The 9659-nt window shown below is 64.8% G+C and carries 13 protein-coding genes and 1 riboswitch; all 13 genes read right to left on the bottom strand.

What is annotated here, in order from left to right; genetic code table 11:
- Positions 1 to 867, bottom strand: an 867-nt coding sequence (gene trbL, locus RLDS_RS39980) for a P-type conjugative transfer protein TrbL (protein ID WP_021226018.1), incomplete at its 3' end; no start/stop codon positions are given.
- A 21-nt stretch (positions 868 to 888) separates the two neighbouring features.
- Complete coding sequence (gene trbJ / locus RLDS_RS39975) at positions 889 to 1602, bottom strand: P-type conjugative transfer protein TrbJ (protein WP_021226017.1); 714 nt, start codon at positions 1600 to 1602, stop codon at positions 889 to 891.
- Positions 1599 to 4064: a conjugal transfer protein TrbE gene (trbE, locus tag RLDS_RS39970; RefSeq protein WP_021226016.1), complete on the bottom strand. Its 2466-nt coding sequence runs from the start codon at positions 4062 to 4064 to the stop codon at positions 1599 to 1601. Before trbE ends, trbJ begins: the two co-directional genes overlap by 4 nt.
- Positions 4058 to 4327: a VirB3 family type IV secretion system protein gene (locus tag RLDS_RS39965; protein ID WP_021226015.1), complete on the bottom strand. Its 270-nt coding sequence runs from the start codon at positions 4325 to 4327 to the stop codon at positions 4058 to 4060. The genes trbE and RLDS_RS39965 overlap by 7 nt, the downstream gene beginning before the upstream one ends.
- On the bottom strand, positions 4327 to 4635 hold the full coding sequence (locus tag RLDS_RS39960) for a TrbC/VirB2 family protein (protein ID WP_021226014.1): 309 nt from the start codon (positions 4633 to 4635) through the stop codon (positions 4327 to 4329). The genes RLDS_RS39965 and RLDS_RS39960 overlap by 1 nt, the downstream gene beginning before the upstream one ends.
- Before the next feature lie 11 nt (positions 4636 to 4646).
- Positions 4647 to 5609: a P-type conjugative transfer ATPase TrbB gene (trbB, locus tag RLDS_RS39955; protein WP_021226013.1), complete on the bottom strand. Its 963-nt coding sequence runs from the start codon at positions 5607 to 5609 to the stop codon at positions 4647 to 4649.
- The gene (locus RLDS_RS39950) at positions 5606 to 6007 is read right to left on the bottom strand and encodes a ribbon-helix-helix domain-containing protein (protein WP_021226012.1); all 402 of its coding nucleotides are present in this window, start codon (positions 6005 to 6007) and stop codon (positions 5606 to 5608) included. Before RLDS_RS39950 ends, trbB begins: the two co-directional genes overlap by 4 nt.
- 383 nt (positions 6008 to 6390) lie before the next feature.
- Complete coding sequence (locus tag RLDS_RS39945) at positions 6391 to 6732, bottom strand: DUF190 domain-containing protein (RefSeq protein WP_031298107.1); 342 nt, start codon at positions 6730 to 6732, stop codon at positions 6391 to 6393.
- A 2-nt stretch (positions 6733 to 6734) separates the two neighbouring features.
- Positions 6735 to 7184, bottom strand: coding sequence for a fluoride efflux transporter CrcB (gene crcB / locus RLDS_RS39940; protein WP_021226010.1), 450 nt, complete (start codon positions 7182 to 7184; stop codon positions 6735 to 6737).
- On the bottom strand, positions 7181 to 7588 hold the full coding sequence (gene crcB, locus RLDS_RS39935) for a fluoride efflux transporter CrcB (RefSeq protein ID WP_021226009.1): 408 nt from the start codon (positions 7586 to 7588) through the stop codon (positions 7181 to 7183). Before crcB (RLDS_RS39935) ends, crcB (RLDS_RS39940) begins: the two co-directional genes overlap by 4 nt.
- Positions 7588 to 7833: a hypothetical protein gene (locus RLDS_RS39930; RefSeq protein WP_021226008.1), complete on the bottom strand. Its 246-nt coding sequence runs from the start codon at positions 7831 to 7833 to the stop codon at positions 7588 to 7590. The genes crcB (RLDS_RS39935) and RLDS_RS39930 overlap by 1 nt, the downstream gene beginning before the upstream one ends.
- Positions 7830 to 8579 carry a COG4280 domain-containing protein gene (locus tag RLDS_RS39925; protein ID WP_021226007.1) on the bottom strand — a complete coding sequence of 250 codons (750 nt, stop codon included), beginning with the start codon at positions 8577 to 8579 and terminating at the stop codon, positions 7830 to 7832. Before RLDS_RS39925 ends, RLDS_RS39930 begins: the two co-directional genes overlap by 4 nt.
- A gap of 86 nt (positions 8580 to 8665) precedes the next feature.
- A riboswitch (Fluoride riboswitch) is annotated at positions 8666 to 8727 on the bottom strand.
- Positions 8728 to 8758: 31 nt separating this feature from the next.
- Positions 8759 to 9301, bottom strand: coding sequence for a Chromate resistance protein ChrB (locus RLDS_RS39920; protein WP_021226006.1), 543 nt, complete (start codon positions 9299 to 9301; stop codon positions 8759 to 8761).
- Positions 9302 to 9659: the final 358 nt, after the last annotated feature.

Here is a 9659-nt window from a genome sequence, read left to right as displayed (position 1 = left end):
GCCGGCGAGCATGGTCGCGCCCACCGCGGCGCCCGTCGCACCAAGGGCGGCACCGGCGCCGAGCTGCGGCGCGCCGGAAACAAGACCCGAAGCGATGCCGGGGCCGAAGATGCCGAGACCGAGCAGCGCAAGGGCGCCCAGCACCTGCGACATGGCGGCGGCAAGGTCCGGTTCCTGACCCTGAAGACCGCTCGCAAAGGAGGCGAATAGCGTCGAGCCGATGCCGACGATGACGGCGAGCACCATCACCTTGATGCCGGAGGAAATCACGTTGCCGAGAACCCGTTCGGCTAGGAACGACGTCTTGTTCCAGAGCGCGAAGGGCACCAGAACGAAGCCCGCGAGCGTCGTCAGTTTGAACTCGAGCACCGTGATGAAGAGCTGGATCGCCAGAATGAAGAAGGCGATGAGGACCAGGAACCAGGCCAGCAGCAGGACGAAGACAGTGAGCGCGTTGCCGAAGATTTCCGGGAAGCCGACGAGATTGCCGACCTGATCGATGAGCGGATACGCCGCCTCATAGCCGGTGGCGGCGATCTTGCCGGGCTTGAGCAGGTCGTCGGCGGCGAGCGTACCGGGCGCGGCCTGTATGCCGAGACCGGAGAAAGACCTGTAGATGATCTCGGCGAGGTCCTGGAAGTTGTTGAGGATCAGCGCGAAGACGCCGACATAGAGCACCTTCCGGATGAGGCGCTCGATGATGTTGTCCTCGCCGCCCAGAGCCCAGAACAGGCCTGCCAGCGTGATGTCGATGCCGATCAGGATGGTGGTGAGAAAGGCGACGTCACCCGACAGGAGCCCGAAGCCGCTGTCGATATAGCGGCTGAAGGTCTCCATGAACCGGTCGATGATACCGAGATCATTCATCGCGCGCCGCCTCCCCGCCCGTCAGTTCCCGGAATAGGCGGAGCCGGAACCGAGGAACCTGCGCGTGGTCTCGCGCGCCGCTTCCTCTGCCTGCGCCTTGCGCGCGGCGTCTTCGGCCTCGGCCCGGTAGTGGGCGGCCATCAGCGTCTGGATCTGCATCTGCTGCTTGGCCGAGAGCGCAATGAGCTGGTTCGCGGCCTGCTGCGCCTGCAGCGCGCCGACGGCGCTCTGGCCCCGATTGACGAGATCGGTGAGCAGCCCTTCGTCGGCGCGCACATTCTCGACGATCTGCGACTGCACCCGCATGGTCTGGCGAAAGGCGTTCATGGCATTCCGCCAGCGCTCGCGCGCGGCGGTCGCCATGTCGTTCACACCGATAGAAGCATCGTAGCTATCGGGGTATTGCTGCCGCCACTGACCTTCGAGTTGGCTGAGGTCGAAGCTGAGGCCGTCCGCCTGCATCATGAGCCCGTCGATGCGGTTCAGCGCCCCCTGGAGTTGTCCAAGCGAGGAGAAGTCCAGCCGCTGAAGGTTCCTTGCCATGTTCTGCAACATGACCGCCTGGTTCTGGAGCTGCTGGATCTGGTTGTTGATCTGCTCCAGCGCGCGCGCCGCCTGCAGGACATTCTGACCGTAGTTGGTGGCATCGAAGACCGGCCAGGCGGCATGGCCCGCCTGCGGCAAGCCGATAGCGAGAGATGCGGCGACGAGCGCCGCGAGAGACATGCGTTTCATGGGGTGTGCTCCTTTCGTGTGCCGGCAAGCTGGTTGATGAGGTCGGAGGCCCAATCGAGGCCGCGCGCCCTCAGGAACTCGGCGGCGAAGGCCTCCCGGCCGTGCTCGGCCAGGATCGTGTCGATGAGGGTCTGGGAGGCCGGGTCGGAGGCGCCGCAGAGCGCCAGCGCCACAGGACCGAGGCCCAGTTCGAACAGCCGGTTGCCGCGGCGCGATTGCAGGTAGTAGTGCCGTTTCGGCGTTGCCTGCGCGATCAGTTCGATCTGCCGATCGTTGAGACCGAAGCGCTCATAAGCCGCCCGTGCCTGCGGCTCGATGGCCCGGTCGTTGGGAAGGAAAATGCGCTGCGGGCAGGACTCGATGATAGCGGGCGCGATGGAGCTGTCGGCCACGTCCGCCAGCGACTGCGTCGCGAAGATCACCGACACGTTCTTCTTGCGCAGGACCTTCAGCCATTCGCGGATGCGGGCGGCGAAAAGCGGATTGTCGAGATAGACCCAGGCTTCGTCGAGGATGAGCAGCGTGGGCCGCCCGTCGAAACGGTCCTCCAACCGATGGAACAGATAAGTGAGCACCGGCAGGACGACGCCGGCCTCATGCATCAGCTCCTCGGTCTCGAAACATTGCACGTCCGACAGCGCCAGCCGATCCTCGGCGGCATCGAGCAGCCGGCCGAAGGGGCCGTCGAGCGTATAGGGCTGGAGCGCGGCCTTGAGGGTATTCACCTGAACAAGGACGGACAGGCCGGTGAGCGTGCGCTCTTCGGCCGGCGCGGTGGCGAGGTTGCGCAGCGCCGACCAGACGGCCTCCTTCACCTCGGGCGTGACGGTGACCTTCTCGTGCGCCAGCAAGGCGCCGACCCATTCCGCCGCCCAGCTTCGCGTCGCGGGATCGTCGATGTCGCGAAGGGGCTGGAAGGCGAGCGCGTTCGTGATGTCATCGGGGGCGGCGCCAAGCGCATGATGTTCGCCGCCCATGGCCAGAGTCGCCGCTCGCGCGGAATTGCCCTTGTCGAAGATATAGACCTGAGCATCGGCATAGCGTCGGAACTGCAGCGTGATCAGCGACAGGAGAACCGATTTGCCCGCACCGGTCGGTCCGACGATCAGCATGTGGCCGACGTCGCCGACATGGGTGGACAGGCGGAACGGCGTCGAGCCGGAGGTTTCCGCATGGAGAAGCGGCGGGCCGTCGAGATGGGCGTTGCGCGACGGTCCGGCCCACACCGCTGAGAGCGGCATGAGGTGGGCGAGGTTCAGCGTGTGGACGAGCGGCTGACGGACATTGGCGTAGACATGACCCGGCAGGCTGCCGAGCCAGGCTTCCACGGCATTTACCGTTTCCCGAATGCAAGTGAATCCGAGTCCATTGACGATGCGCTCGACGGCGCGGACCTTTTCGTCCGCGGCCTCCCGGTCCTCGTCCCAGACGGTGACGGTGGTGCTGAGATAGCCGAAACCGACATGATCGCCGCCAAGCGCCTGAAGCGCCGCATCGGCATCGAGCGCCTTGTTGTCGGCGTCGCTGTCGACCAGGGGTGCGGCCTCATTGGTCAGCACCTCGCGCAGAATGGCGGTGATGGACTTGCGCTTGGCGAACCATTGCCGGCGCAGGCGCGTGAGCACCTTGGTCGCTGCGGTCTTGTCGAGGGGCAAGAAGCGCGTCACCCAGCGATAGGCAAAGTCCTGATGGTTCAGCGCATCGAGGATTCCGGGGCGGGTCGCGTTCGGAAAGCCGAGGATCGTCAGCGTCCGCAAGTGCCAGTCGCCCAGCATCGGCTCCAGGCCGCCGGTTAAGGGCGTATCGACCAGCACGCCGTCGAGATACATAGGCGTTTCGGGCACGGCGACGGGATGGCGTTTCGTCGAAATGACCCCATGCAGAAAGCTCAGCATTTCGGCATCGTCGAGCGCACGGATCTCGGGCAGGAAACCGCTAAGCAAGTCCAGAACCCGCTCGGTCTCGTCCCGGAACCGGGCCAGTTCCTGCCGCCAGTTCCGGACGCCGCCCTCCCCTTCTCCCTTCCGGTCGGAATCTAGCAACGCATTCTCGGTGCGCGCCTGCGCGTCCGGCGGCGGCATATATAGAAGAGTGAGGTGATAGCGGCTCTCGAAGTGGCGGCCTTGTCTCCCTTCCTCAAAGGCCGCGCGGCGTTCCTCATCGACGATCCATGAGGCGGCATCCGGGAAGTTGGACTGCGGATAGTGCTGCGCCTCAAGCCGCTCCGCCTCGAAGAACAGCGCCCAGCCAGAACCGAGGCGCTTGAGGGCATTGTTGGCCCGTGCGCAACGGCCGACCAGTTCCGCCTCCGTCGCGCTTTCGAGATCGGGACCGCGAAAGCGGAAGGTGCGCTGGAAACTGCCGTCCTTGTTGAGGACGATGCCGGGCGCGATCAGCGCCGCCCAGGGCAGCAGATCGGCAAGCCGGTCGGCCCGATTGCGATATTCGGCCAGGTTCAGCATCGCCACCACCCCCGTTGACGCAGGTGGCGGGCTAGCACGGGCAAGAAGTCCGGATCGCGCCTGGCCGCAAACACCGCCAGGGTATGCCCGGCGACGAACAGGCCAAGCCCGGCAATCCACTGCTGGAGCCCGAGGCCGATAGCAGCCGCCAGCGTGCCGTTGAGGATGGCGACGGCGCGCGGCGCGCCGCCGAGCAGAATCGGCTCGGTCAGCGCGCGATGGACGGAGATTTCGAAGCCTTCGATGTGGCGAGCAGCATCCATCAGACGAGCGCCCCGCCGCCGAAGGAGAAGAAGGAGAGGAAGAAGCTCGACGCCGCGAAGGCGATGGACAGGCCGAAGACGATCTGGATCAGCCGCCGAAAACCGCCCGAAGTCTCGCCGAAGGCGAGCGTCAAGCCGGTGATGATGATGATGATCACCGCGACGATCTTGGCCACCGGCCCCTGGACCGACTCCAGGATGCGCTGGAGCGGTTCTTCCCACGGCATGCCGGAGCCCGCCGCATAGGCCGGGGCCGTGAGCAGAAACGTGAGGGCGGCGGACGAAAGAAATCGAAGTTTCTTGCGCATGAGATGTCCTTTCAAGAGTGCTGGAGCTGCGGGAGGGAAAGGGCGTTGACGACGTAATCGCCGTTGGCGTCGAGGCCGGTGACTTCGGCGATGGTCTCGATGCGGCGGGATGAGCCGCGGCCCGCGATAAACACGACGAGATCGATCGCCTCGGCGATCAGGCGACGCGGGATGACGCTGACGCTCTCTTGGATGAGCTGCTCGATCCGGTAGAGGGCGGCGTGGGCGGAATTGGCATGCACGGTGGCGATGCCGCCCGGATGACCGGTGTTCCACGCCTTGAGCATGTCGAGCGCTTCGGCACCCCGCACCTCGCCAACGATGATCCGGTCGGGGCGCAGGCGCAGGGTCGAGCGCACGAGATCGGCCAGAGATACGACACCCGGCCGCGTGCGCAGCGCCACGCAATCCACCGCCGCGCATTGCAACTCGCGCGTATCCTCGATGAGGATGACCCGCTCGTCGCAGTCGGCGATCTCGGCCAGCAGCGCATTGGCAAGCGTGGTCTTGCCCGAGGAGGTTCCGCCCGCGACCAGTATGTTCCTCCGCTCCCGCACCGCGTGCTTGAGGGCTTCGGCCTGGATCGGGACCATGATCTGGGCACGGACGTAGTCGGCGAGGGTGAATATCTTCGCGGCCGGCTTGCGGATGGCGAAACACGGTGCCAACGCGACCGGCGGCAGCACGCCCTCGAATCGCTCTCCCGACGGCAGCTCGGCGCTGACAATGGGATTGTCGGCATGCACCTCGGCGCGGACATGGGAGGCGACCAGGCGGATGATCCGCTCGGTTTCGGAGGGGTGAACACGCAGGCCGGCATCGCTTCGCCCCTCACCAAGCCGATCAATCCAGAGTCTGCCGTCGGGGTTGATCATCACCTCGATGACGGCGGGGTCACCGAGGGCCTCGTTGATCGCCGGTCCCATTGCTGTCTTGAGCATGGCGCGGCGGCGTTCTTCGGCGGTCGTGCTCATGGGATTTCCTCCCCGTCCCTGGGGCCGAGCGAGCGCTTGCCGCCCGCGATTTGGCGGCCAACCTGCTCGACGAATTTCTGGTAGCGTTCCTGCGCGACCGCCTGCGTCGCCTTGTCCGGGATCGGCGTGTGCGCGTTGAAGGTGAGGTAGAGCCGCACGAAGAAGGCGAGGCTCTCAGTCAGGACATCGATGTCGCGCCGGATCAGATTGTTCTCGCGCGTCAGCCGGTCGAGGCGGATCCTCAGCGCCTCATCGAGCGCATGGGCGCCGCGGTGACGGATGTAATGGCGGATCGCGTCGGTGATGATCGCGGATTTGGAGACGCCGGGCCTGGCCGCCAGCGCTTCGAGCTCGGCGCTCGTTTCCTCGTCGATGTAGATGTTGTGGCGCGGCTTCATGCAGTCTTGCCCTGACGGTCTTGAAAAAGTCAGGACAAGGATCGCCGGATGCGCCGGAATCTCTTACGGCCTTTATGTACGACGGAATGCGACGATGCGCGGGAGACGCGGCTCGAACGTCTTGGATGTGTTGGGTCAGCTACGATTGATCGCCGGGTGTCAGTGACATCAGAAGCTCAAGGCAAGCGTCAATCATGGACCATCGATTTCTGTAACAGCAGGGAAGCGGCCGTTCGGATGCCGCGGAGTCGGCGACCCAATTACGTGGTCAGGAGATCAAGCACCTTCCAGCAATCCAATACCGGTTGGAGAGCATCGTTGAGCTCGAGCGGCACCGGCGGAGCAAGCTACTCACCTGTGCTTTTGCCAAGCTCCGGCACGGTTCAGCTCTTAGCGGGCGGGCCGTATTGCAAGACCTTGACCTTCTCCAGCGTAACCAGGCCGCTCGTCATCAGGCCGTCCAAGGTCGGCAAAAAGGCGTTGATCTTCTCTTCGCTGTCGACGATCTCGATGATCAGGGGCAGGTCCTCTGATAGCCGCAAGATCTTCGCCGTATGCAGCCGGCTCGAGTGACCGAACCCCATGGCGCCGCGCAGCACGGTAGCGCCGGCCAGGTGCAGCTCTCGCGCCTTCAGGACAATCGCCTCGTACAACGGGCGGTTGCCGTCGCGATCATCCTCGCCGATGAAAACGCGAAGCAGAACCGCCTCCTTGGGAATTTCCATGATCATGCTCCTCCTAGTTTGTTGATACGCGTCGCCAATGCGTGGCCGAGCCAGGCTGCGGCAAGCCAGGTGACGAGCGACAAGCCCACATAGACCGCAGCCATCCAATAGAGCCCCTCTACGGCGAAACGCAGGGTCTCCAGGCTGAACACCGAGAAGGTGGTGAAACCGCCGCAGATGCCGGTCATCACGAAATGGCGCTGCCGCGCGCCGACAAAGAGTCGTCCATCCGGCGCCGACAGAGTCGCATAGAAGCCGATGATGAACGAGCCCACGAGGTTTGCGGCCAGTGTTCCCCAGGGAAGGCCGGGACCGGCAAGCTCGATCGCCGCCAGGGAGACCAGCGCCCGGGCGACACCGCCGATCGCGGTGCCCAGCGCCACCGCCAGATACAGCAGCAGGCCATCGCGCAGCGCCCGCCAACGAGGGTGCGTTGTCGGCGCCGCCGTCACGGGCCGCTTCCTCTGGTCAATTCAAGGGCCGCCGCCATACCCAGCGCCGCGGCGGTGAGACAAAGGGCGAGAGACAGCATGATGTTGCCAGCCGCCCGGAACCACTCTCCCTCGCGTGCAAGAGTAAGCGTCTGAAGGCTGAAAGACGAGACCGTGGTGTAACTGCCGAGGAACCCGGTGACCGCGATGGGCCAGGCCTCGGGAAGGGTCAGCAACCCCTGGCGCCGGGCCAAGGCCGCCAACACGCCGATGGCGAAAGCGCCGCTGACGTTGACGACCATGGTGCCCCACGGAAAGGTCTCGCCGAAAGCGCGCGCCACCAGGCCCGACACGAAGAAGCGTGCGAGACCGCCCAACGCACTTCCGGCCGCCACCCAGGCGGCCAGCCAGACGATCTCCAGCATTATGCGGAATCCCGCTGGTTCCCCGACCCCGGATCGGTCGCACGCAAGGCGGCTCGCCGCACGGCTGCGAGCAGGACGATAAGGCATCCGACCAGCAGGACACCGCCACCGATGAGGGGTTCGACACGACCAATCTCGATCAAAAGCGCAGTGCCGGCGACGACCGCAAGAATGGCGGCTGAAAGTCTGGCGTCGCCGACGAACATACCGATGAGCTCGGCGAGAACATCTCTGAGAATGGTCATTTCACCGCCTCCGCGAAGGGGCGCCGAGCGATCGACGTCGCCAGCAGGCCGGTGCTCAGGAAAAGGATGGCGAAGACGAAGAGGGCAAGGTCGTGCCCGGGCCATTCAATGCCGAGGCCTTCGCCCGTCCAGAACACGCCGAAGGCCGAGAGCATGACCCCGACGCCGAACTTCAGCGTGTTCTCGGGAACGCGCGAGAGCGGCCGGTGAACGACGGTGCCGACCAGCAGGACCAGCGCGCAAGCGGCCAGCGCTCCGAGACTGGCCGGGCCGAGGAGGCCGCGACCGGCGCCGACCGCGATAACGATGAAGACCACTTCCATACCTTCGAGAAGAACCGCCTTAAAGGCGGTGATGCCGGCAATCCAATCGAGGGAGGTCTTGCGGCGCCGAGCCTCCTCGCTGAGTTGAGCCGTCTCGGCGGCGAAGATCGCGTCCTCATCGTGCAGCGGGATGACGCCGGCCGCCTTGAGCGCCGCCTTGCGCAGCCAGCCGATGCCGAACAGCAGAAGCAGGATGCCGACCACCAGCTGCAGCAGATGCAGCGGCACGCGGTCGAGCAAGGGCCCGAGGGTGAGGACAATGGCGCCAAGCACGGCGAGCGCGCCGACGGTGCCGAGCGCTGCCGGCCGCCAGCCGCGCAACGTGGCGACGGCAAGCACAATGGTGAAGGCCTCAACGACCTCCACGAGGGAGGCTAGGAAGGCCGCGCTGATGGCGGGCGCGGCAGTGGACCAGGTGAACATGCGCTACTCCTTCCCGATTAGGGTTCCGATCAAGTCGGGCAACCGGGAAGCAGTGTGGGCAGTAAGCTCCTACCTGCGTCCCAGGACGCCCGGTAGGAGTCATCAGCCTCATCGGCGGTTATCGGGGGACCCCATCCCCATCATCATCTACAAGCTTGTCCTGCTTCGCTTTCTCTCCCTCAGCCGTTTTCTTCGAGGGCCTCAAAAACCTGCTTGGCGTAGGCGTCTAGCACGGCCTCGCAGCCCTTGAGCCGCTCTTCCGCCTCGGCGGCCCGGGAGGCACCGTAGAAGTCTAGCTTGCGGATCTTGGCCAGCCAGCCCTGCAACTTCTTCAGATCGACGTCGTTCTCCTCCAGCTCCGCGTAGGTGAAGTGATTGGCCTCCACCTCCTTGGCGACTTCGCGTTCGAAGTCGTCGCACTTGTCGATGAACTCCTCGTAGGCGTCGTCGCGGTCGGCCTTGAAGCGGGCGATGACCTTTTCCTCCTGACCTCGGTCGAGGGCGACCGTCTCCAAGATCACACACTCCCCTTTGGCCTCGGCCACATCGTTCTCCAGCATCTTCAGGCGCCGCACGTGGTCGTCCGTCTTAGGCAGCAGGCAGACACCGTTCTGCAGGTAGACCGCCCCCATGCCCTTCAGCCGCCGCCAGATCGCGATCCGCCGCGCCGCGGGTTCCGGCGGCACTTTGTAGGTAAGCAGCAGCCAAGCAATCTCAGACATAGGTACATGAATAATGTAACAGCCGTAACAAATCAAATGAAAATTTCGTTCATGCTCTCCGTTGCCCGGCAACAGTGCCTCCGATGACGATGGAAGTGGAGCCTAAGCCGGAGCTTGCAGGACGATAGCTAACCATCAGCAGTCGGCATCAGGAGTGGGCGTGAGGCGGCATCTAGTTGCAAGGACCTGCATCATCGGCTTTGGGATCAACCGCAGACAGCCCGCGCTCGCCGCCAAAGGTCCAGCCTCGGCCGTGATGCGATCTTAACCGCTGATATAGCTGGGCGTTCCGTGTTCACGACGAGAGAGACCGCGTTGCCCGAGGCGAGGCTCCCTGCGCCCGGAAGCGACGGGCGCG

It is taken from the genome of Sphingobium lactosutens DS20 (genome assembly GCF_000445105.1).
Classification (GTDB): Bacteria; Pseudomonadota; Alphaproteobacteria; order Sphingomonadales; family Sphingomonadaceae; genus Sphingobium; species Sphingobium lactosutens.
This window is presented reverse-complemented; position numbering and strand designations above follow the sequence as displayed.

Bases quoted from the DNA above. Each gene is read 5' to 3' on its own strand.
- crcB (WP_021226009.1), bottom strand. From the start codon at position 7,588: ATGCTGGAGATCGTCTGGCTGGCCGCCTGGGTGGCGGCCGGAAGTGCG.
- RLDS_RS39920 (WP_021226006.1), bottom strand. From the start codon at position 9,301: ATGTCTGAGATTGCTTGGCTGCTGCTTACCTACAAAGTGCCGCCGGAA.
- RLDS_RS39925 (WP_021226007.1), bottom strand. From the start codon at position 8,579: ATGTTCACCTGGTCCACTGCCGCGCCCGCCATCAGCGCGGCCTTCCTA.
- trbJ (WP_021226017.1), bottom strand. From the start codon at position 1,602: ATGAAACGCATGTCTCTCGCGGCGCTCGTCGCCGCATCTCTCGCTATC.
- trbB (WP_021226013.1), bottom strand. From the start codon at position 5,609: ATGAGCACGACCGCCGAAGAACGCCGCCGCGCCATGCTCAAGACAGCA.
- trbE (WP_021226016.1), bottom strand. From the start codon at position 4,064: ATGCTGAACCTGGCCGAATATCGCAATCGGGCCGACCGGCTTGCCGAT.
- RLDS_RS39965 (WP_021226015.1), bottom strand. From the start codon at position 4,327: ATGGATGCTGCTCGCCACATCGAAGGCTTCGAAATCTCCGTCCATCGC.
- RLDS_RS39945 (WP_031298107.1), bottom strand. From the start codon at position 6,732: ATGGAAATTCCCAAGGAGGCGGTTCTGCTTCGCGTTTTCATCGGCGAG.
- RLDS_RS39950 (WP_021226012.1), bottom strand. From the start codon at position 6,007: ATGAAGCCGCGCCACAACATCTACATCGACGAGGAAACGAGCGCCGAG.
- RLDS_RS39960 (WP_021226014.1), bottom strand. From the start codon at position 4,635: ATGCGCAAGAAACTTCGATTTCTTTCGTCCGCCGCCCTCACGTTTCTG.
- RLDS_RS39930 (WP_021226008.1), bottom strand. From the start codon at position 7,833: ATGACCATTCTCAGAGATGTTCTCGCCGAGCTCATCGGTATGTTCGTC.